Raw genomic sequence first — 22,144 nt, 5'->3', positions numbered from 1 at the left:
TGTTTGTGGGTTCGTAAGTTCGTTAGTCAAGTCGATGAGCGAACGCGGACTGGCGGACGACGGACGCACGATAAGGAGGTTTAATTATGAAAGTAAGGCCATCGGTTAAGCCTATATGTGAAAAATGCAAAGTCATTAAACGACATGGCAGAGTAATGGTGATTTGTGAGAATCCCAAGCATAAACAAAAACAAGGCTAAAAAAAGAGGGGGTGGATTAAACCATGGCACGTATTGCCGGTGTAGACTTACCGCGTGACAAACGCATTGAAATTGCTTTAACATATATTTTTGGTATTGGTCTTACAATATCCAAAGAAATCCTTGCTAAGACCGGGATCAATCCTGATACCCGTACCCGGGATTTAACTGAGGAAGAAGTTGCCAAACTCCGTGAAAGCATCGATAAAAACTATCGCGTCGAAGGTGACCTTCGTCGTGAAGAAGCTTTAAACATTAAGCGGCTCATTGAGATCGGCTCTTACCGGGGCAAACGGCACCGCATGGGTCTGCCAGTACGCGGTCAGCGTACCAAGACCAATGCCCGTACCCGCAAAGGCCCGAAAAAGACTGTTGGCGCGAAGAAGAAGAAGTAAAGGAGGGATAACCATTGGTTGCTAAAAAAGTTGCCAGACCTAAACGTAAAGAGCGTAAAAATATAGAACATGGTGTTGCTCATATCCGTTCCACTTTCAACAACACCATCGTAACCATCACTGATACCAGAGGAAATGCTATTTCCTGGGCTAGCGCCGGTGGCCTCGGCTTCAGAGGCTCGCGTAAAAGCACCCCGTTTGCTGCCCAAATGGCTGCTGAAACTGCTGCTAAAGCTGCTATGGAACATGGTCTTAAACAAATCGAAGTATTTGTTAAAGGCCCTGGCGCCGGCCGCGAGGCTGCTATCCGTTCACTCCAGGCTGCTGGCCTTGAAGTTAATATGATTAAAGACGTAACACCCATTCCGCATAATGGATGCCGTCCGCCGAAAAGAAGAAGAGTTTAGGGAATTGGGAGGTGTTTGGTAAGAATGGCTAAATATACAGGTCCTGTTTGCAGATTATGCCGCCGTGAAGGTTCAAAACTGTACCTTAAAGGCGATAGATGCTATAGCGATAAATGCTCCTTTACAGAGCGCGGTTTTGCTCCCGGTCAGCATGGCGCCGGTCAAACCCGTAAAAAAGTTTCTGAATACGGCATTCAGCTCCGGGAAAAACAAAAAACCCGTCGTATCTACGGCGTACTTGAGCGTCAATTCCGGAACTACTTTGAAAAAGCTGAACGCCAAAAAGGCATTACCGGCGTAAACCTATTGGTTATGCTGGAAAGAAGACTTGACAATGTTGTTTACCGCATGGGGCTGGCCGAAAGCCGCAACCAAGCTAGACAAATAGTCCGTCACGGCTTAATTAATGTTAATGGCCGCCGCGTAGATATCCCTTCCTTCCTGGTTAAAGCTGACCAGGTTATTGCAGTACGGGAAGGCAGCAAAGAATCACCAATTATGAAGAAAATCGCTGAATCTCTTGGTCATAAGCAAGCTCCAGCTTGGATCGAACTTACGGCTGCCGATATGAGCGGTAAAGTTACGCGCTACCCCACCCGGGAGGAAATTGATATTCCTATCCAGGAACATCTAATTGTAGAGTTGTACTCGAGATAATCTGCCCTCAACCGTGGCGAAGGCGTAACCTAAGAGTTTGCGCAAATGAGGAGGGTTTTTTCCGGATGATTGAAATCGAAAAACCGAAAATCGAAATAGTAGAAGTAAGTGAAGACAACCGTTACGGTAAATTCGTATGGGAACCACTTGACCGGGGCTTTGGCATTACGCTGGGCAACAGTTTGAGAAGGGTGCTTTTATCGTCATTGCCTGGTGCGGCTGTTACTTCAGTGAAAATTGATGGTGTTCTTCATGAATTTGCTACTATTCCCGGGGTTCGGGAGGACGTCACCGACATTATTCTAAACCTAAAAGAACTGTGTCTGAAAATGCATAGTGACGAGCCCAAAGTTTTACTGGTCGAAGCATTTGAAGAAGGCGAAGTCACTGCAGGCGATATCAGAGCCGACGCCGATATTGATATCTTGAACGAGGACCTCCATCTGGCGACAGTTGGCGCTGGCGGTAAGCTCCGCATGGAAATCATGGTGGAAAAAGGTAAAGGTTATGTACCGGCTGATAAAAACAAAAAACCCGACCATGTAATCGGGATTATTCCTATTGACTCCATCTTCTCACCCATTGTACGTGTCAATTATAACGTAACCGACACACGTGTCGGTAACGTAACCAACTATGATAAGCTGACACTGGAAGTATGGACAGATGGCAGTATGCGTCCTGAAGAAGCGGTCAGTAAGGCTGCTGGCATAATGGTGTCTCACCTGAAATTGTTTCAAAATATTGCCGGAGAACCTCCTGAAGAGGATGAGGGTCAGGGTTTAGTTTCTGAAGAACCTGCAGAGGGCAAGAACAGGACAATGGAAATGACCATTGAAGACCTGGACCTTTCCGTGCGTTCTTACAATTGTTTAAAGCGGGCTGGTATCAACACAGTCTCTGAGCTTGTCCAAAAGAGCGAAGAAGATATGATGAAAGTTCGCAATTTAGGCCGCAAGTCTCTGGAAGAAGTAAAGAAAAAGATCATTGAGATGGGTCTGGCACTTGCGGAACACGAAGAATAAGGGAGGGAAGAGTTGTGGCCTACAGAAAGTTAGGACGGGATACAAGTGCTCGCAAAGCGCTGTTTCGCAGTATGTTGACTTCCTTCTTTGCATATGAGCGTATTGAAACCACTGAAGCTAAGGCGAAAGAAATCAGCGGCCTTGCCGATAAAATGATTACTTTGGCCAAGCGGGGCGACCTGCATGCCCGCCGCCAAGTGTTATCAAGCCTCTACGACGAAGAAGTTGTAACAAAGCTGTTTGATGTAATTGCTCCGAAATATGCCGAGCGTCAAGGTGGTTACACCCGGGTGCTAAAACTGGGACCGCGCCGGGGCGATGCTGCTCCTATGGCGATTATCGAATTAGTGTAACAGGTTTAAAGACAAGGGCGACCCGGCGGGTCGCCTTTATTCTTACAATAGCAGCTGATTATATCTTATTGGTAAAGGGGTGTACAAACCTCACTATGGGAGAACTTATTAAGCTTGAAAACTTGCGTCATACCTACCAGGGCTATGAGGGCCAGGAGGTTGTTGCGCTTACTGATATTAACCTGGCTGTCAGTCAGGGGGAATTTGTCGCCATTATTGGTACCAACGGTTCAGGTAAATCAACACTGGCTAAACACCTCAATGCACTCATTCTGCCAACTGGTGGCAAGTGTCTGGTAGGTGGTCTGGATACTGCTGACCCTGCTAAGGTTTGGGACATCCGTCAGCAGGTTGGTATGGTGTTTCAAAACCCAGATAACCAGATCGTGGCCGCTATTGTTGAAGAGGATGTAGCTTTTGGACCAGAAAACCTCGGAATTGAACCAGGTGAAATTTCGCGGCGGGTAACCGAAGTGCTGGCACTTGTCAATATGTCTGATTACCGGCACCATGGCCCGCATCTACTGTCTGGCGGGCAAAAACAACGGGTTGCCATTGCTGGTGTTTTGGCGATGCGTCCCAAATGTCTGGTCCTTGATGAGCCGACCGCTATGCTTGACCCACGTGGCCGGAAAGAGGTACTTGATACCGTTTCCCTGTTAAACAAAGAAGGGATTACTGTTGTCTATATTACGCATTTTATGGAAGAAGCAGTATCTGCCCACCGGGTAGTGGTTATGGAACAAGGTCGTATTGTCATGCAGGGAACGCCTGCTGAAATCTTCAGTCAGGTGGACAAGCTAAAAGCCATGGGGCTTGATGTCCCGGCTGCCGCTGAAGTCGCTGCCTGCCTGCGCAGTGAGGGACTGGAGCTAGAAAAAGATATAATAAGCGATGAACAACTGGTGGTGGCCTTATGTCCATAGTATTTGACAATGTTACCTATACCTATATGCCGGATACGCCCTATCAGCGGACAGCCATCCAAAATATAAACCTAACAATAAATAAAGGCGAATTTATTGGGATTATTGGTCATACCGGCTCAGGGAAATCTACGCTTGTTCAACACATGAACGGCCTTATTTCACCTACCTCCGGTCAGGTTACCGTAGATGGCGCAAACTTAAAGGCAAAAAATGATGCTGCCCGGGACGCACGACGACGGGTAGGGATGGTTTTCCAATACCCTGAACATCAATTATTTGAAGAAAGCATCTATGAGGATATTGCTTTTGGGCCGAAAAACTTAGGCGTACCCGAAACAGAGCTGGAGAACCGTGTGCGACGGGCCATGGACTTTGTCGGGCTGGACTACCAAATGTTTAAGGATCGCTCCCCTTTTAACCTCAGCGGTGGGCAGATGCGGCGGGTTGCCATCGCCGGTGTGATTGCCCTTGAACCCGATTATCTGGCGCTTGATGAACCTGCGGCCGGCCTTGATCCCCGGGGCCGTGATGAAATCTTTGGTCAGATCGTCAAGCTGCATCAGACAACTGGGATCACCGTCATTTTAGTATCACATAATATGGAGGATGTTGCCCGGTTTGCCAGCAGGGTTTTGGTCATGAACGGCGGCCAAATTAGCCTTGACGGTACGCCGCGTGATATTTTTGGCAGTGGTCGTCAGGAGCTTCGAGAGGCTGGCGTTGATGTACCGCCGCTGACTGCGCTGGTTGATGCACTCCAGGCTAAAGGTTTACCGATTACCAATACCGCCATGACGGCAGAGGCCGCGGCTGAGGAAATTATTACAGCCGTTAGGGGGCGTAAGCATGCTAACTGATATTACCTTAGGGCAATACTTTCCTGGACGCTCTGCTATACATCTCCTTGACCCCCGTACCAAGATATTAAGTGTTATTGTCTATATCTGCACTATTTTCCTGGCTGAGGATTATCTGGCCTATGGCATATTGGCCGCTTTTGCCGCAATGGTTGTTGGGATATCGGGGATTCCGGCCAAGATGGTAATCAGGTCAATAAAGCCGTTATGGATAATTATCCTGCTGACCCTTGCTATTCATATCTTTAGTACGCCAGGAGTCGTTCTCTATAACCTGGGACCGCTGTCAGTAACTAAAGAGGGCATTCGCATGGGCATCCTCATGTCGCTGCGGCTGGCGCTGCTTATTGCCGTATCCTCCTTATTGACCTTTACTACCTCACCCATCGCCCTGACAGATGGAATTGAGCGTTTACTTAATCCTTTTCGCAGGCTGGGGGTTCCGGCGCATGAACTGGCGATGATGATGACGATTGCACTTAGATTTATCCCAACCCTGTTGGAAGAAGCCGACCGGATTATGAAAGCACAGATGGCCCGGGGGGCAGACTTTACCTCAGGCAATATTTTACGCAGAGCGAAAAACATGGTACCACTCCTAGTACCGCTGTTTATCAGTGCTTTTCGCCGGGCTGACGAGCTGGCCGTAGCCATGGAGGCAAGATGCTACCGGGGTGGGGAAAACCGCACAAGGATGAAAGAATTGAAGCTGGGTGCTCTGGATATTATGGCAGCTGCTACCCTTGTTGTATTGATCGTGGTGTTAGTTCTTGTGCGGGTATACAACCTAACTATATGAGAAATATTAAACTGATACTGGCCTATGACGGGACTGCTTATCATGGTTACCAGCGCCAGGCTAATGCCGCGCTGACTATTCAACAGCTGGTAGAAGAGCGACTGAGCAAACTCTTTGAACATCCAATTAAACTTAACGGCGCTGCCCGTACTGATGCCGGGGTACATGCTTATGGCCAGGTTGTTAATTTTTTTACCACAGGGACAATACCGGTAGAACGTATTGCCATGGCGACCAAAGGGCTGCTGCCAGCCGATATTGTTATTGTTGGTGCCAGCGAAGAGCCTGTGGCATTTCATGCCCGGCGTTCAGCTCAGAGTAAGATTTATCGCTACCGGATCTTAAACACTCGTCCACCTAACCCATTTGAACGTAATTATACATGGCATTGTATTGCTAAACTTGATACCGCATTGATGCATCAGGCTGCGCAAGTTGTTGTTGGTACTCATGATTTTTCAGCTTTTCGTGCAACAGGCGGTGCGCCGGTAAGCCCTGTGCGTACAATTATGTCGGCCTCTTGCCAGGAGATGGGCAACTCCATTATTGAGTTTGAATTTTGGGGAACAGGTTTTTTGTACCATATGGTGCGAAATCTGGTGGGGACACTGGTTAAGGTCGGTCAGCACCGCGTGACACCTGAGGGCTTTGCCGCTATACTGGCCGGACGTGACCGCCGTGCTGCCGGTATGACTGCACCAGCACAAGGGCTGTTTTTGATAGAAGTTAAGTACTGATTTGTAACAATGTCCAAAATATTTTTGCGATGACAAGGCATAACGCTTGACATCCTTTAGCTAATTTATTACAATAGTTTTATGAGTTTTTTGCCATGGCTTCCATTAGCCCCGGAATTCAAGGTTAAATAATCATAACTTGTCTCTCATAATTTTTATTCCTTTAGCTTGTACGAGGAGGATAGACAATGAAAACTTTTATGGCAAACCCGGCCGACATCAAACGCAAATGGTATGTCGTGGATGCTGAGGGTCAAACCCTTGGTAGATTGGCCGTTGAAGTCGCGAAAGTTCTTCGCGGCAAAAATAAACCGATCTTTACCCCCCATGTTGATACCGGCGACCATGTAATTGTGGTTAACGCTGATAAAATTGTATTGACTGGTAAAAAGCTTGAACAAAAGACATACTTCCGTCATTCCGGTTATCCGGGCGGCACTACCTTTACCCCTGCCGGCAAGATGCTGGCAGACAAGCCTCAGCGTGTTATTGAGATGGCCGTTAAAGGCATGCTTCCTAAGAACACCCTTGGTCGTCAGATGTACCGTAAACTGAATGTTTACGCTGGTGCTAACCATCCGCATTCCGCGCAACAGCCGGAAGTGCTGGAATTTAATATTAAGTAATACCGGAAAGGAGGAACATATACATGGCATTGGTTACTTACTACGGCACAGGTCGCAGAAAAACCTCGGTTGCCAGAGTTCGTCTGGTTCCGGGAGAAGGCAAGATCATCGTAAACAATCGTCAGCTTAATGAGTATTTCGGATTGAAAACCCTTGAGCTGATTGTAACTCAACCGCTTAATCTTACCGACACTGTCGGCAAATATGATGTTTTAGCTAAAGTTGAGGGCGGCGGCGTATCCGGTCAGGCTGGCGCAGTCCGTCACGGTATTTCCCGCGCACTCTTAAAAGTTGACGGTGAATACCGTCCTGCTCTTAAGAAAGCTGGTCTCTTAACCCGTGACCCTCGCGAAAAAGAGCGTCGTAAATACGGCCTCAAGAAAGCCCGTAAAGCTTCTCAGTTCTCGAAGCGTTAATATTGTTTTACACAAAACCGCCAGGTTCTCTGGCGGTTTTTTTATGTATCAGGATTATAAGTTTTGAGAGGCTGAAAAGTCTTATAAAACAAGGGGGAGCCAAGGTTAATGCCCGGCTTGGCAAGGAGACGGGCCCGCAACCCCGGTAGAGCCCCCCAGCCTTTGCCGGAAAAAGCGTTCCGGAGGAGAAAAGCCGGGCGGTAATCCGTTAAGAATCCGTACTGTTTGAGCGTAAAGACTTGCGCCATCGGTTTTTCTTATTACATAAAGGATCTGGCCTGGGCTAGATCCTTAGCCTATTTAGCTAATAATATAGGGGTTAGCTTAGCCTCCTGCGCCTGTGACGGACCAATATAACTGTTGCGGGCCATAGCCGCCAGTACAACGGCCTGACGCTGTTTAGCAGCCGCAAAATCAACATAAGGAGAGTTTAGGGAAGGGGCATTAGGCAAACCTGCCAACAGGGCACATTCAGCAAGGTTTAGATGAAAGGGCGGCTTACCAAAATAAATAGTTGATGCCTCACCGATCCCATAAGCCCCGGAACCGAAATAAATGCTATTGAGATACATCTCAAGTATTTCTTCTTTGGAATAGCGAAGCTCAATATCTATTGCCAGGACAACCTCTTCCAGCTTACGGCTCAGTGTACGTTCCTGTGTTAAAAATAAGTTTTTAATAAGCTGCTGAGTAATTGTGCTGCCGCCCTCGGAATAAGAACCTGTTTGCACATTGACCAATGTTGCCCGCAGGATTCCCTCAATGTCAAACCCCATATGCTGATAGAACCTGTTATCTTCGACCGCAATAATGGCCTGCTGTAAGGCCAGGGGAGTATCATTCAGGCTAACATAGCTTTTCCTGTCTAATGAAGCATCAACAGCCTTTTTAAGAAAGATGATCCGGTGGACTCGTTCCCATACACCGGTAACATTAGCTACTGTAGCAGCGGCCCCTGTTGGCAGTGCCGGGGTTTTGGGCATTGCTGAACGCAGCATTAAGTCGCCGCCAGCCCACCAAAAGGCGATCGTAAAAATAATAAGTAATAAGGCTAATAATCGACCTATTCGCACACGTTTAATGTTCAACCACCTCCTGCAGCGTAACGCTTACCTATATTTTAGCATTTAATTGGGCAATAGAGAATACAGTGTAAGTAGCAAAGGTCGTGAAAGAGGGGCAGGGGATAACATGCGGATATTGGTGGTGCCACGGCGGCGATTAGTGAGTGCGGTGGTTTTCAGCATTGCGGTAGTGGTGTTAAACCTCCTGACACTGCGTTATCTGGTTTTAGATGATATTGAAAATGCCAATATGTCAGTACTTGCCGGCAAGACGATTGCCATTGATGCCGGTCATGGCGGGATTGACGACGGTGCGAAATGGAATGGTATTGATGAAAAGAATATAAATCTGGCTATTACTGTGAAATTGGCCGAAATTCTGGCAGCGAACGGTGCAACGACTGTACTCACCCGGGAAGGGGATATTGACTATTACACGAAGGGTAAAGGCGGCAAACGCAATGACCTGTTAAAACGTGCCGAAATTATTAACAGTTCGGGAGCAAATGTGTTTGTCAGTATTCATTGCAATGCCATCAAAGGGGCTAACTGGTCAGGTGCTCAGGTTTTTTATCATCCTAAGGATGAGGAGAATAAAAAGTTAGCGGAGATAATGCAGCATGCATTAAAAAATTTTCCTCCAGGCAACAAACGTCAAATCAAGCAGGATTCTGATATTATAGTATTGAAATCTGTAAGTGTGCCAGGTATACTCGTTGAAGCCGGCTTTATCAGTAATCCGGATGAGGCAGTGCGCCTTAACAGCGATGCTTATCAGCAAAAGTTGGCCGAGTATATCGCCAGGGCATTGGCGTATCATTTCAGCCAGAATGTGGGAAGATAAGAAAAGACTTGCTTCTCCCGAGCCTGAGGGCGAAGGCAGAAGCTTTAGTCGTTCTTACTAAAACGCACCACTAACTCAAGGGAGCGATTATATGGATAACTTGATTGGCTGTGCGCTCATGCCGCATCCGCCGCTTATGATCCCGGAAGTGGGAAAAGACGAACTAAATGTAATTAAAACTACTGTTGAAACAGCTAACCAGGTCGCTGAGCTATTAAAAGAAAGCAATCCACAGACGATAGTGATCATTAGCCCGCATGGGCCAGTATTTGATGACTCGGTTACTGTTAGTATCCATCCCCGCCTGCGCGGCAATCTGGCCAATTTTGGCGCGGCTGATGTAACCCTCGGTTTTGAGACCGACAATTTATTAATAAAGCATATCATCCGTAACTGCCAGCGACTAGGCGTTAATTTATTGGAATTGACTGACGATGTGGCGAAAAATCATCGAACCTCCTTAACACTTGACCATGGCGCATTTGTACCGCTATACTATCTTGCAAAGGCCGGGTTTAAAGGACAGATTGTCAATTTGTCAATGGGCATGCTGCCCTATGAGGAGATGTATACCTTCGGCAAAGCTGTTCAGGCGGCTATTGGCAGTATGGACAAGCGCGTTGCTGTCATTGCCTCTGGTGACCTATCCCATCGTCTGACACCAAATGCCCCGGCGGGCTATAACCCGCGTGGCGCTGAGTTTGACAGTCAGGTAGTGGCTGCCCTCAAAAACGCGGATGTCAAAGCCTTACTCAAAATGGATAGAAACTTGATTGAAGAAGCCGGAGAATGTGGCCTCAGGCCCATCTTCTTCCTTATGGGAGCCATGGGCGGTCTTGATGTGGAAACAGTTAAGCTATCATATGAAGGCCCGTTTGGAGTTGGGTATGCTGTAGCCCTTTATAAAATTAAAGGTAAAAAATAGGAGGGTCTAGCATGAGTGGACAAAGTACAGTTCCAGCTCTTGCCCGGGAAAGTCTTACACATTACCTGCGCTATGGCCGGTTAATGGATAAACCCGCTGAACTGTCAAGCGTGTTACAGGGACAAGCCGGGGTCTTTGTTTCGTTTAAGAAAGACGGTCAATTGCGTGGCTGTATCGGTACTTTCGCTCCCACCCAGCCGACTGTGGCCGAGGAAATTATCCAAAATGCCGTGAGTGCCGGAACAGAAGATCCTCGTTTTCCACAAATTAAACAATCAGAGCTCTCTGAACTTGAGATCTCGGTGGACATACTGGAAGCGCCGGAACAGATCTATAGCCTTGATGAGCTTGACCCCAAAAGGTATGGGGTCATTGTCCGTAAAGGCCGGCGCTCCGGATTGCTCCTGCCTGATCTGGAGGGTGTTGAAACCACATCTGAGCAGGTTGCTATTGCCATGGAAAAAGCCGGTATCCAGACAAATGAACAGATTGATTTATATCGTTTTACTGTGACCCGGTATAAGTAAGCTAAAGCAGGTGAACAACATGCGCGAGGCTCTCCATTACACCCCTCATGACAAGGGAATCGCCTGTAGCCTGTGCCCGAAAAACTGTTTTATTAATGAAGGGCAGACAGGCTTTTGCCGGGTACGCCAAAACACCGGCGGCAGATTATACAGCCTCAACTATGCTCAAGCGACTGCTCAGGCGCTTGACCCGATAGAAAAGAAACCACTGTATCACTTTTACCCTGGCAGCCACATTCTGTCACTTGGTACCTGGGGTTGTAACTTTGCCTGCCGGTTTTGCCAAAACTGGCATATAGCCCATGCCAACCCACAGGTAACCGCCCTTGAGCCCCAGGCTGCCGCCGCATTGGCCAACCACCTCCTGGGCCAGGGAAATATCGGTATCGCTTATACATATTCAGAGCCTACAGTATGGTACGAATATATTCTGGATACCGCCAGCCTCGTACAAGCGGGCGGGCTCAAAAACGTACTTGTCACTAATGGGTTTATCAACCCCAAGCCCTTGCAGGAGCTGCTGCCGTATATTGATGCGATAAACATTGACGTAAAAGCGTTTAATAATGATTTTTATCAAAAAGTTTGTGCCGGCCAGCTAGATCAGGTCAAAGAGACAGTCAAGCTGGCAGCTCAGCAGTGTCATATAGAGATCACCACCTTAATTGTTCCCGGGCTCAACGACTCTGACGCTGAAATTGCCGACATGGCTGAATGGCTAGCAGATATTAGCCCTGATATACCGCTACACCTCTCACGTTATTTCCCTAATTACAAAATGGATGCACCGCCAACCCCTGTCAGCACCCTTGAGCAGGCTGGTAAAATTGCCTGTCAGGCGCTTAACTATGTCTATCTTGGCAATACCGGCGGCGAGGGATCAGTGACCTATTGTCCAGAGTGTTGCTACAAAGTAATTGACCGCCTGAAGCGTAATAGCCGGTTAAACAAAAAAAACTGCCCCCGGTGCGGGAGCAGCATATCAATTACCGGAGAAGTCAAGTTTTAAAGGCAGGAGGCTATCTGCGATTATCTGGGAGCCTCTTTTTTTCTTTTAAAGCATATATTCCAATATATACCAATAATGACGGCGATAATAACCCAAAGGGCTATAACCAGATAACCAAGCTCTGAGAAGATGTCAATCAGGGTTTGCCAATGCGGGCCGAAGAAAAGACCTAAGCCTACCGCCAGCGTACACCATATCCCAATGCCCAAGGCTGTAAGCAACGTGAACGTAGTTAGCCGCATGTTGAGCAGGCCGGCAGCAATACTGATTTTAGTGCGGACAATGGGTAATTGCCGCCAGGGGATAATAATCTGGGGGCCATAGCGGATAAATGCCTCGCCCATTCTATCAACATAAACCGGTGAGAGGCGGATAATCCCGCAGAATCTGTAGAGAAACCTGCGACCGCCCTGTCTGGCCACAAAATAGATAAATAAAGACCCCAGCATACTACCGAGCCAACCAGCAAACACGGCGGCTGGAAAACTAAAAACACCCTTATACACCATATAACCGGCAAATCCCAATACCAGCTCGCTGGGGATGGGCAGGCACATGCCTTCAAATACCATCGCCAGACATACAGCCCCATAGCTATACTGTTCAATTATCCCAATAAGGGGAGTAAAGTCAATCGCCATAACTACCTCAAAAAATTTAATGTATACAAAAACACGAAAATACTTGCATTAATATTCATATATAATGTATTATTATAACATGAAAAGGAGCGAGGCCCATGAAGATAAGCATTGTCGGAGCAACCGGTTACACCGGTGCGGAACTTTTACGTATTCTGGCATCCCATCCAGCTGCTGAAGTACTGTATATTACATCCGAAAGCCAGCCAGGTACTGCCATCAATGAAATATATCCCCATTTTACACGATTTTATGCTAAAACACTAGCCAGTTTGTCCGACCTGGACATGATAGCATCCCAGAGCGAGGTTATATTTATTGGGTTGCCCCATGGTCATGCCATGGAGGTTGGGCGTAAGGCCACGGCAGTAAATCCTAACCTAAAGATTATTGACCTTGGAGCCGATTACCGGTTTAAGGATCATGATATATATGAACAGTGGTACAAAGTTCCCCATACCCACCGTGAAGCCCAAGCCGTGTATGGACTGACAGAATTAAAGCGCAGCCAAGTCCGTGAGGCATCGATTATCGGTAACCCCGGCTGCTACACAACAGCCAGCATCCTGGCGCTGGCACCACTGGTACAGCATAAACTAATTGACCTGACTTCGATTATCGTTGATGCCAAATCAGGCGTATCCGGCGCCGGACGTGGTTTGAGCCTGGGGTCGCATTTTACTGAGGTATTCGAAAACGTTAAGGCGTACAATGTAGCCGGTCACCGGCATACTCCGGAGATTGAGGCTGTGCTCGGCGAACTGGCTGGTGAACAACTTGTTATTAGCTTCACGCCGCACTTGATTCCTGTGGCCAGAGGCATCCTGAGCACTTGTTATGCCACATTAAAACAAGGCGTAACAGCAGAAGCTGTTGATGCGGCATACACCTCTCTATATGGCGACGAATATTTTGTCAGGCTGTTAGGGCGGGGCGGGTACCCTGCTACCAAGAATACCCGTGGCACCAACTTCTGCGACCTGGGCTGGCATATTGACAACCGCACCGGCCGGGTAGTTGCTGTTGCGGCGATCGACAATCTGGTCAAAGGCGCAGCCGGTCAGGCCGTGCAAAATATGAATGTAATGTTTAATATTGAGGAGCGGACAGGGCTGGACAACGCGCCCTTATATCCGTAGGTTGGTTGAAAACGCCCATCTGCGTTGTTGCTCCTGCGGTTGCTTGCTTGCGTACCAACTGCGTACGCGGCGCGGCACAATCCTCGTCGCGCCTAGCATCTGAACATTTTGAACCAACCTACTTACATTAAGGGTGCGTGTTTTAACAAACACGCTAACAGGGGGAAAGAATTGTAATGTTAACTAAAATCACCGGTGGCATAACCGCCCCGCAAGGATTTACAGCAGCCGGTGTTCATGCCGGCATAAAAAAGAATGGTAAAGAAGATGTGGGGATTATTTATAGCACTGTCCCCGCAGCAGCGGCAGCACAGTTTACCACCAACAAAATGGCGGCGGCGCCTGTGCTTGTCTCCCGTCAGGCTATCGCCCGGGGGAAAGCCCGCGCCATTGTTGTCAATTCCGGTTGTGCCAACGCCTGCACCGGTGATCAGGGGCTGACTGATGCCCGGACAATGGCCCGTGAAACAGCCCAGGCCCTTAAGCTGGACGACTGTGAGGTACTGGTGGCTTCAACCGGGGTAATCGGCGTTAACCTGCCAATGGATAAAGTAATCCCGGGGATCACTCAGGCCGCAGGCAGCTTGGCTGCGGCTGGTCACGAACAGATGCTGGCGGCAATTATGACAACAGACACTTTTTCGAAGTCTTGTGCTTATGAATTTACACTTGGCGGCAAAGCCTGCAAAATTGCCGGAATTGCCAAAGGGGCAGGTATGATTCACCCCAATATGGCAACAATGCTGAGTTTTATTACTACTGATGCAGCCGTTGACTCATTAATACTGAAACAGGCGCTTGCCCAGGCGGTTGAGCTGTCCTTTAATATGATAACCGTAGACGGTGATACCAGTACCAATGATATGGTTGCTGTCATCGCCAATGGCCAGGCCGGCAATGAGCTGATTGCCACCGCTGATAGCCAAGGCTACCAGGAATTTTATACAGCCCTCAAAACCGTTTGTACTGAACTGGCCCAGCTGATCGTACGGGACGGGGAAGGGGCCACTAAGTTTTTAGAGATTAACGTCACCGGAGCGGTATCCTTTGCTGAAGCGAAATGTGCTGCGATGGCGATCGCCAAATCACCGCTTGTTAAGACCGCTTTTTTCGGTCAGGACCCCAACTGGGGGCGCATCTTATGCGCAGTCGGTTATTCCGGCGCCCAGAGCCAACCGGAAAAAACATCGCTGGTTATTGGTGACTTAACCATTGTTGTCAATGGGCAGGGAGCAGTTGGCTTTGACACCGACAAACTCAAAGCAGTCATGGCTGCCAAAGATATAGCAATTACCATCGATTTAGGTTTAGGCGATGCGGTAGCTACCGTGTGGACCTGCGATTTTTCGTATGAGTATGTCAAGATTAACGGTGAATATACTACCTGATGCTGTCAAGAACCTCATACCGCAACGCTTTGATTCAGCATCGTTACAATAAGGTTAAAATGGGAAGGGATGATGAATATGATTAATTCGGTAGAAAAAGCGGCTGTGCTTATTGAAGCTCTGCCATACCTGCAGCGGTTTGCCGGCAATACAATTGTGATTAAATACGGCGGCAATGCCATGCTTAATGATGAACTCAAGAAAAATGTAATGCAGGACATTATCTTTCTTAAATACGCCGGTATTCGTCCTGTTGTTGTTCACGGTGGCGGACCGGAAATCACCGGCATGCTCAAAAGACTTGGTAAGGAATCCAGCTTTGTCAGTGGTCTGCGGGTAACAGATGCCGAGACTGTGGAGATTGCCGAGATGGTGCTTGTCGGCAAAATTAACAGTGAAATCGTTAAAAATCTAAACTTTCTCGGGGCCAAAGCAGTCGGCTTAAGCGGCAAAGATGCCGACCTGATTATTGCGGCCAAGCATTTGGCGAAAGTCCGTGAGAACGGTCAAACCAAAGAGGTTGATATCGGTTTTGTTGGCGATGTGCTGAAACTGAATACCGGTATTATCGAGACATTGCTGGATCAAGGCTATATCCCGGTTATTTCACCAATCGGCATTGGCAAAGATGGCGCTACCTACAACATTAACGCCGACTATGTGGCCGGTGAACTGGCTGCAGCCTTAGGGGCTGAGAAACTGGCCCTGATTACTGACGTTGAGGGTATTTATCGCGACTATAGCGACAAAAGCAGCTTTGTATCAACCTTGTCACTGGCAGAAGCTCAGGAGATGATTAAATCAGGCAGCATTGAAGGCGGGATGATCCCCAAAGTGGAGGCCTGTGTAAAAGCACTGGCAGCCGGGGTAGCCAAAACCCATATTATTGATGGCCGCAAACCCCATTCACTGTTGTTAGAGATCTTTACCACCGAGGGGATCGGTACCGAAGTGGTTAAATACAGGAGGTACATCAGTGGATAAACAAACGGTAATTGATATTGACCGGACCAACTATATGCCGGTGTTCGCGCGGTATCAGATGGTCCTTAGTCATGGTGAAGGACCCTATGTCTATGATAATGAAGGTAACAAATATATAGATTTTCTAGCCGGTATAGCCGTCAATGTTCTGGGTCACGCCCACCCTAAACTGGTTGCTGCCGTGGCCGGGCAAGCCGGTAAACTGATTCACTGTTCTAATCTTTACTATACCGAGGCCCAGGTTACCCTTGCCAAGACACTAGTAAGCGCAAGCGGCCTTAACAAAATATTTATTGGCAACAGTGGCGCAGAGGCCAACGAAGGGGCCATTAAACTGGCCCGTAAATATGGCAAGGCAATCAATGCGGATAAGGTTCAAATCATCACCGCTGAGCAATCTTTCCACGGGCGTACACTGGCAACCCTGACAGCTACGGCTCAGCCCAAATACCAGCATGGCTATGAACCGCTGCCAGGCGGCTTTACCCATGTACCGTTTAATGATATTGCCGCTCTTGAAGCCCTTATATCTGACAAAACATGCGCCGTAATGCTTGAGCCTATTCAGGGCGAAGGCGGCATTAACATGCCGGATCAGGACTACTTTATCAAAGTTCGGGATCTGTGTGACAAGTATGGCGCGCTCTTAATCCTTGATGAAATTCAGACCGGGATTGGCCGTACCGGCAAGATGTTCGCTTATGAGCATTTAGGCATTAAGCCTGACATCGTTACCCTGGCCAAAGGATTAGCAGGCGGCGTGCCGATCGGCGCGTTTATTGCCACCGATAAGGTTGCTGCTGCCTTTGGGCCTGGTGACCATGGTTCTACCTTTGGCGGTAATCCGCTGGCCTGTGCCGCTGCAAATGCGGTGCTGGACACTATTCAGTCGGAAAAGCTGCTCACTAACGCGCAGGCAATGGGTGAATACCTGATGGCACAGCTTAATGTGCTCAAAGAAAAATATCCGGCAATTATTAGCGAGGTACGCGGCAAAGGTCTGATTGTTGGCGCCAAACTCACTCTACCAGGGCGGGACATCGTTAATAGCTGCATGAACCAGGGTGCGATTATTAACTGCACCGCCGGCGATGTACTCCGGTTTGTACCGCCGCTGATTATCACTAAAGGTCATGTGGACGAATTGATCGCCATATTAGATAAAACACTGGCGGCTGTACAACTTTAATCATGGGGGAGTGTATGAGGAATGAGCCTTAAAGGGAAAGATTTTTTATCAGTACATCATTTATCTGTTGATGAGATATATCAAATTTTTGATTTTGCCAGGATATTAAAAGCCAAGCAAAAAGCAGGTGAGCCACACCCGCTGTTAAAAGGCAAGACACTGGGCATGATATTCCAAAAGTCGTCAACCCGTACCCGGGTATCATTTGAGGTCGGCATGTGGCAGTTAGGCGGTTCGGCACTGTTCCTTTCTTCCAACGATCTGCAAATTGGCCGGGGCGAACCGGTTAAGGATACGGCCCGCGTATTATCCCGTTATGTTGACGGAATTATGATTCGGACCTTCTCCCACCTGGAGGTGGAAGAACTGGCTGAGCATGCCACAGTGCCTGTTATTAACGCGCTGACAGACCTGCTGCACCCCTGCCAGGCAATGGCGGATATCTTTACCGCCCTTGAACACAAAGGTGACTTAAAAGGCCGTAAGCTGTGTTATATTGGGGACGGCAACAATATGGTCAACTCGCTTTTACATATCTGTGCCAAGGTCGGTATGGATATCAGTGTGGCCACCCCGGCCAACTATGCGCCTGATGCAACGATTGTTGAGCAGGCTGCTGTGGATGCCAAACTGTCCGGCAGTAAAATAACCATTCTCGATGATCCTTTTGCTGCCGCTAAAGATGCCGACGTGTTGTACACCGACGTATGGGCCAGCATGGGCAAAGAGGGCGAGCAGGCTATCCGTAAACAAGCCTTTGCCGGCTTCCAGATTAACAACGCCATCCTGCAGGCGGCCAAGAAAGATACCATCGTGATGCACTGCCTGCCCGCCCACCGCGGCGAGGAGATTAGTGATGATGTTATCGAAGGGCCAAACTCGGTAGTATTTGATGAGGCGGAGAATCGCCTGCACGTGCAAAAAGCCATATTAGCCCTTCTTATGGCCGATTAGCCTTTGAACTTGTGCCAAATATTTTAGAACTTGTTATAAACGCCCACCTGCTTCGTTGCTCCTCAAAACGATTGCTTGCGTACGCCAGTACGCGGCGCTGCACGTTTTTCCGGTGCGCCTCGCATCTGGACATTTCTAACAAGTTCCGGCTGCTCATGACTTTTTTGGTTACGGGAGTATGCCGAGCGGACGGTTATTTTAACACACGTACTTTTCAATTTCCTTTACCATATAGACAATTTCACTGGGTTCCTGTAAACTTTACAATAGGAAAACCTGGGAAACCATATCGACAATAGGAGGCAATTTATAATGAGTGAAATCAAAAAGGTTGTACTGGCCTACTCCGGTGGCCTGGATACCTCGGTTATTATTCCCTGGCTGAAAGAGAACTATCATTGCGAAGTTATTGCGATGTGCGCTGATGTTGGGCAGGGCGATGAACTGGCCCCTGTCCGTGAAAAGGCTATTAAATCAGGCGCCAGCAAAGTATATATTGAAGACCTGACAGCTGAGTTTGTCGAAGACTATGTTTGGCCGACCCTTAAGGCCGGCGCTGTATATGAAGGCAAATACCTGTTAGGGACTTCCTTTGCCCGCCCGATCATTGCCAAGGCACTTGTTGAGATTGCCCTGAAAGAAGGCGCTGATGCCATCTGCCATGGCGCAACAGGTAAAGGCAACGACCAGGTTCGTTTCGAGCTTACTGTAAAAGCACTGGCTCCTCATCTTAAAATCATTGCTCCCTGGCGCCTATGGGACATCCGTTCCCGCGAAGATGCCATCGACTATGCCGAAAAACACGGCATTCCTGTGCCTGTTTCCAAAGCACGCCCCTACAGCATGGACCGCAACATCTGGCATCTGAGCCATGAAGGTGCTGATCTGGAGAACCCGGCCAACGAACCGGCTGATGATGTGTATCTGATTACTACCCCACCGGAAAAAGCACCTGATCAACCGCTCTACATTGAGGTGGGTTTTGAAAAAGGTATTCCAGTGTCTGTTGACGGTGTCAAGCTGGACGCTGTGGCGCTCCTCACCAAACTCAATGAGATCGGTGCCGCCAATGGCATTGGTATTGCCGATATCGTCGAAAACCGTCTTGTTGGGATGAAATCCCGTGGCGTGTACGAGAATCCCGGTGGAGCGATCTTATATTTTGCTCACCGTGAACTGGAATACCTGACCCTGGACCGGGCAACTATGCATTATAAAGAACAGGTTGCGATTAAATATGCTGAACTGGTGTATGACGGCATGTGGTTTGCCCCCCTCCGTGAAGCACTTGATGCGTTTGTCGATTCGACACAACAGACTGTTACCGGCACTGTCCGGATGAAACTCTACAAAGGCAACATCATGAGCGCCGGCGCGAAATCGCCATATTCGCTCTACAACGAAAAAATTGTAACCTTTGGCGATAGCGAAGAATTATATAACCACGGCGATGCCGAGGGCTTTATCAACCTCTTTGGACTGCCCCTTAAGGTTCGGGCCATGATGAAAGCTGAGGCCAAGAAAAGTAATGAGTAAATTATGGGGCGGACGTTTCGCCAAAAACACTGATGTTATGGTGGAGGAGTTTACCTCCTCCATTTCTTTTGACAGCCGCATGTACCGGCAGGATATTGCCGGTAGTATTGCTCATGCCGGCATGCTGGCTAAGTGCGGCATCATCAGCACTGACGATGCTAAGCTGATTATTGACGGCTTAAACAGCATTCTTGCCGATATTGAAGCAGGCAACTTCAGCTTTGAGGTATCGCTTGAAGATATCCACATGAATATTGAAAAACGTCTGACTGAACGCATCGGCCCGACCGGCGGCCGGCTGCACACTGCCCGCAGCCGGAACGACCAAGTGGCCCTTGATACCCATATGTATGTCAGGGAGCAAGTGGCCGAAATCGGCACCCTGCTTTTTGACCTGGAGCAGGCTGTTCTTGATACCGCCCATCGATATCCGGAGACAATTATGCCTGGTTATACCCATCTGCAGCGGGCCCAGCCCATCCTTTTTGCCCACCATATGATAGCCTACTTTTTCATGTTTGAGCGGGACTTCAGGCGTTTGGGCGGGGTGTGGGAGTCGGCAGATATTATGCCTCTTGGTGCAGGCGCTTTAGCCGGCACCACATTTCCCATTGACAGGGAACTTGTTGCCAGAGAACTAAACTTTGGCCGCATCTACGAAAATAGTATTGATGCGGTAAGTGACCGGGACTATATCCTGGAATTTTTGTCGTTTGCGTCAATTTTGATGATGCATTTAAGCCGGTTAAGTGAGGAGATCATCTTGTGGTCATCCACCGAGTTCTCCTTTATTGAGCTTGACGATGCCCATTGTACCGGTTCCAGTATTATGCCGCAAAAGAAAAACCCTGACGTCGCCGAGCTGGTGCGGGGCAAGACCGGACGCGTTTTCGGTCATCTGATGGCTATGTTGACAGTGGCAAAAGGTCTCCCGCTGGCATACAATAAAGATCTGCAAGAAGACAAAGAAGGGTTGTTTGACACCATTGACACTGTGAAATTCAGCCTGACAGTGTATGCTGCGATGCTCAGAGGCATGAAGGTCAATTCCGGTACAATGCGGCAGGCGCTTAAAACCGACTTTTCCAATGCAACTGATATGGCAGATTATCTTGTTAAAAAAGGGTTGCCATTCCGGCAGGCGCATGAAGTTGTCGGCAAATGTGTAGCCTATTGCTTAGGTGAGCAAAAAAACCTGACAGATTTGACCCTGGCAGAGTTTAAAAATTTTTCGCCGCTGTTTGACACCGATATTTTAGTCGCCATTACCATCGAAACCTGTGTGGCTGCCCGTAATTCTTTGGGGGGGACATCGCCCGCTCAGGTTGGACAGGCTGTCACTGTTGCCAAGTCCATAATGGAGAAACAGCAAAAACGCCTTGACATGTATACAAAAATCAAACTATAATATCCATAAATATACAACCCAAGGAGGCCTGTTAACATGACTGATATCGCTGTTACACTGGCTGATAAACGCGGCACACTCCCTGCAGACGACAAACTTGGATTTGGCAAGATCTTTACCGACCATATGTTTGTCATGGACTATCAATCAGGCAAAGGCTGGTATAACCCCCGCATCGTTCCGTATGGTGACTTTGGCATTTCTCCGGCAGCTATGGTGCTGCATTATGGACAAGCCATCTTTGAAGGTATGAAAGCCTTCCGTACGGAAGATAACCGCATCGTGGTGTACCGTCCTGTCGATCACCTGAAACGGTTTAACAATTCAGCTGACATTTTAAGCATCCCGCAAATGGATGTTGATTTATTACATGCCGGTTTGAATAAATTGATTGAAGTTGACAAGGATTGGGTGCCACAATCGCTGGGAACATCTCTGTACATTCGTCCGTTCGTTATTTCAGTTGATCCCTTCGTCGGTGTAAAAGTTGCCGACGAATACACACTCTTCATCATTCTCTCCCCAGTTGGCGCCTATTACGCATCTGGCTTCAAACCTGTCAAGATTAAGGTTGAAGAAAACTATGTACGCGCCGTTAAGGGGGGGCTGGGCGAAGCCAAGACACCGGCTAACTATGCCGCCAGCCTCAAGGCTTCGGAAGAAGCTAAAAAAGAAGGCTATACCCAGGTGCTGTGGCTTGACGCGCTTGAACAGAAATATATTGAAGAAGTCGGCACTATGAATATCTTCTTTAAAATTGACGACGAGATTATTACCCCAGAACTCAATGGCAGTATTTTAAATGGCATTACCCGCCGCTCTGTCATTCAGGTGGCAAAAGACTGGGGTATGAAAGTGACCGAACGCCGCATCTCGATTGATGAAGTATATGCTGCTCATGCCGAGGGCCGCCTGAAAGAGGTATTCGGTTCAGGTACAGCTGCGGTCATTTCACCAGTTGGCGAGCTATCCTGGCATGGCAAGAATATCGTCATTAATAATAACCAAACAGGCGAAACCTCTCAAAAACTGTTTGACTATATTACCAGCATTCAACAGGGCCGCGTAGCGGACAAATTTGGTTGGATTGGTGAAGTAACTAAGCTATAAATTTGACCTAAATATACTATACTAG

The 22,144-nt window shown here is 48.2% G+C and carries 26 protein-coding genes; 24 read left to right on the top strand and 2 right to left on the bottom strand.

The genetic code is table 11. The features are described 5' to 3' along the window. Positions 1-86 precede the first annotated feature (86 nt). The 12 genes from rpmJ (at position 87) to rpsI (ending at position 7,401) form a co-directional block, all read left to right on the top strand. Positions 87-200, top strand: a complete 114-nt coding sequence (gene rpmJ, locus VN379_RS23185) for a 50S ribosomal protein L36 (RefSeq protein ID WP_094607412.1) — start codon at positions 87-89, stop codon at positions 198-200. Between the two features lie 23 nt (positions 201-223). Then, the gene (gene rpsM / locus VN379_RS23180; RefSeq protein WP_325526171.1) at positions 224-595 is read left to right on the top strand and encodes a 30S ribosomal protein S13; all 372 of its coding nucleotides are present in this window, start codon (positions 224-226) and stop codon (positions 593-595) included. A gap of 14 nt (positions 596-609) precedes the next feature. Next, positions 610-1,002 carry a 30S ribosomal protein S11 gene (gene rpsK, locus VN379_RS23175; RefSeq protein ID WP_144348554.1) on the top strand — a complete coding sequence of 131 codons (393 nt, stop codon included), beginning with the start codon at positions 610-612 and terminating at the stop codon, positions 1,000-1,002. A 24-nt stretch (positions 1,003-1,026) separates the two neighbouring features. Continuing rightward, entirely contained in the window at positions 1,027-1,659 is a 633-nt protein-coding gene (rpsD, locus tag VN379_RS23170; RefSeq protein ID WP_325538306.1) for a 30S ribosomal protein S4, read from the top strand. Positions 1,660-1,724: 65 nt separating this feature from the next. Beyond that, positions 1,725-2,684, top strand: coding sequence for a DNA-directed RNA polymerase subunit alpha (locus VN379_RS23165; protein WP_325538304.1), 960 nt, complete (start codon positions 1,725-1,727; stop codon positions 2,682-2,684). Positions 2,685-2,698: 14 nt separating this feature from the next. Then, entirely contained in the window at positions 2,699-3,037 is a 339-nt protein-coding gene (gene rplQ / locus VN379_RS23160) for a 50S ribosomal protein L17 (protein ID WP_144348557.1), read from the top strand. A gap of 95 nt (positions 3,038-3,132) precedes the next feature. Then, positions 3,133-3,963 (top strand): energy-coupling factor transporter ATPase, encoded by an 831-nt coding sequence (locus tag VN379_RS23155; RefSeq protein ID WP_325538302.1) that lies wholly within the window; start codon positions 3,133-3,135, stop codon positions 3,961-3,963. Next, positions 3,954-4,823 (top strand): energy-coupling factor transporter ATPase, encoded by an 870-nt coding sequence (locus tag VN379_RS23150; RefSeq protein WP_325538300.1) that lies wholly within the window; start codon positions 3,954-3,956, stop codon positions 4,821-4,823. Before VN379_RS23155 ends, VN379_RS23150 begins: the two co-directional genes overlap by 10 nt. Further along, positions 4,813-5,622, top strand: a complete 810-nt coding sequence (locus VN379_RS23145) for an energy-coupling factor transporter transmembrane component T (RefSeq protein WP_325538298.1) — start codon at positions 4,813-4,815, stop codon at positions 5,620-5,622. The genes VN379_RS23150 and VN379_RS23145 overlap by 11 nt, the downstream gene beginning before the upstream one ends. Continuing rightward, complete coding sequence (truA, locus tag VN379_RS23140) at positions 5,619-6,359, top strand: tRNA pseudouridine(38-40) synthase TruA (protein WP_325538296.1); 741 nt, start codon at positions 5,619-5,621, stop codon at positions 6,357-6,359. The genes VN379_RS23145 and truA overlap by 4 nt, the downstream gene beginning before the upstream one ends. 188 nt (positions 6,360-6,547) lie before the next feature. Further along, the gene (gene rplM, locus VN379_RS23135; protein ID WP_325538294.1) at positions 6,548-6,985 is read left to right on the top strand and encodes a 50S ribosomal protein L13; all 438 of its coding nucleotides are present in this window, start codon (positions 6,548-6,550) and stop codon (positions 6,983-6,985) included. Positions 6,986-7,008: 23 nt separating this feature from the next. Continuing rightward, positions 7,009-7,401: a 30S ribosomal protein S9 gene (gene rpsI, locus VN379_RS23130; RefSeq protein ID WP_325538292.1), complete on the top strand. Its 393-nt coding sequence runs from the start codon at positions 7,009-7,011 to the stop codon at positions 7,399-7,401. A gap of 296 nt (positions 7,402-7,697) precedes the next feature. Here the strand turns inward: rpsI and VN379_RS23125 are convergent, their stop codons facing one another. Beyond that, on the bottom strand, positions 7,698-8,483 hold the full coding sequence (locus VN379_RS23125) for a transglycosylase domain-containing protein (protein ID WP_414715032.1): 786 nt from the start codon (positions 8,481-8,483) through the stop codon (positions 7,698-7,700). Between the two features lie 109 nt (positions 8,484-8,592). Here VN379_RS23125 and VN379_RS23120 point away from each other — a divergent pair, with 109 nt between their 5' ends. From VN379_RS23120 to amrS, 4 genes are all read left to right on the top strand, one after another. Beyond that, positions 8,593-9,309: an N-acetylmuramoyl-L-alanine amidase family protein gene (locus VN379_RS23120; RefSeq protein WP_325538290.1), complete on the top strand. Its 717-nt coding sequence runs from the start codon at positions 8,593-8,595 to the stop codon at positions 9,307-9,309. 91 nt (positions 9,310-9,400) lie between these two features. After that, positions 9,401-10,234 (top strand): AmmeMemoRadiSam system protein B, encoded by an 834-nt coding sequence (amrB, locus tag VN379_RS23115; protein ID WP_325538288.1) that lies wholly within the window; start codon positions 9,401-9,403, stop codon positions 10,232-10,234. Positions 10,235-10,245: 11 nt separating this feature from the next. Next, entirely contained in the window at positions 10,246-10,761 is a 516-nt protein-coding gene (amrA, locus tag VN379_RS23110) for an AmmeMemoRadiSam system protein A (RefSeq protein ID WP_325538286.1), read from the top strand. A 19-nt stretch (positions 10,762-10,780) separates the two neighbouring features. After that, positions 10,781-11,770 (top strand): AmmeMemoRadiSam system radical SAM enzyme, encoded by a 990-nt coding sequence (gene amrS / locus VN379_RS23105; RefSeq protein ID WP_325538284.1) that lies wholly within the window; start codon positions 10,781-10,783, stop codon positions 11,768-11,770. Between the two features lie 20 nt (positions 11,771-11,790). Here the strand turns inward: amrS and VN379_RS23100 are convergent, their stop codons facing one another. Continuing rightward, the gene (locus VN379_RS23100; protein ID WP_325538282.1) at positions 11,791-12,411 is read right to left on the bottom strand and encodes a DedA family protein; all 621 of its coding nucleotides are present in this window, start codon (positions 12,409-12,411) and stop codon (positions 11,791-11,793) included. Between the two features lie 98 nt (positions 12,412-12,509). Here VN379_RS23100 and argC point away from each other — a divergent pair, with 98 nt between their 5' ends. The 8 genes from argC to VN379_RS23060 all read left to right on the top strand — a co-directional run bounded on the left by argC (position 12,510) and on the right by VN379_RS23060 (position 22,119). After that, on the top strand, positions 12,510-13,550 hold the full coding sequence (gene argC / locus VN379_RS23095) for an N-acetyl-gamma-glutamyl-phosphate reductase (protein WP_325538280.1): 1,041 nt from the start codon (positions 12,510-12,512) through the stop codon (positions 13,548-13,550). A 176-nt stretch (positions 13,551-13,726) separates the two neighbouring features. Then, a complete protein-coding gene (gene argJ, locus VN379_RS23090; RefSeq protein WP_325538278.1) occupies positions 13,727-14,938 on the top strand; it encodes a bifunctional glutamate N-acetyltransferase/amino-acid acetyltransferase ArgJ in 1,212 nt (403 codons plus the stop codon). A 78-nt stretch (positions 14,939-15,016) separates the two neighbouring features. Beyond that, complete coding sequence (argB, locus tag VN379_RS23085; RefSeq protein ID WP_325538276.1) at positions 15,017-15,922, top strand: acetylglutamate kinase; 906 nt, start codon at positions 15,017-15,019, stop codon at positions 15,920-15,922. Positions 15,923-15,956: 34 nt separating this feature from the next. Continuing rightward, the gene (locus tag VN379_RS23080; protein ID WP_325538383.1) at positions 15,957-17,111 is read left to right on the top strand and encodes an acetylornithine transaminase; all 1,155 of its coding nucleotides are present in this window, start codon (positions 15,957-15,959) and stop codon (positions 17,109-17,111) included. 21 nt (positions 17,112-17,132) lie between these two features. Continuing rightward, the gene (gene argF, locus VN379_RS23075; protein ID WP_325538274.1) at positions 17,133-18,065 is read left to right on the top strand and encodes an ornithine carbamoyltransferase; all 933 of its coding nucleotides are present in this window, start codon (positions 17,133-17,135) and stop codon (positions 18,063-18,065) included. A 312-nt stretch (positions 18,066-18,377) separates the two neighbouring features. Continuing rightward, positions 18,378-19,601 (top strand): argininosuccinate synthase, encoded by a 1,224-nt coding sequence (locus VN379_RS23070; RefSeq protein WP_325538273.1) that lies wholly within the window; start codon positions 18,378-18,380, stop codon positions 19,599-19,601. Next, the gene (argH, locus tag VN379_RS23065) at positions 19,594-21,009 is read left to right on the top strand and encodes an argininosuccinate lyase (RefSeq protein ID WP_325538271.1); all 1,416 of its coding nucleotides are present in this window, start codon (positions 19,594-19,596) and stop codon (positions 21,007-21,009) included. Before VN379_RS23070 ends, argH begins: the two co-directional genes overlap by 8 nt. A 36-nt stretch (positions 21,010-21,045) precedes the next feature. Beyond that, positions 21,046-22,119: a branched-chain amino acid aminotransferase gene (locus VN379_RS23060; protein WP_325538269.1), complete on the top strand. Its 1,074-nt coding sequence runs from the start codon at positions 21,046-21,048 to the stop codon at positions 22,117-22,119. The last annotated feature ends 25 nt before the right edge of the window (positions 22,120-22,144 follow it).

The sequence above is a fragment of the Sporomusa sp. genome (genome assembly GCF_035561255.1).
Classification (GTDB): domain Bacteria; phylum Bacillota; class Negativicutes; order Sporomusales; family Sporomusaceae; genus Sporomusa.
Note: the sequence above shows the minus strand (reverse complement) of the source record. Positions and strands in the feature narration are given on the sequence as shown.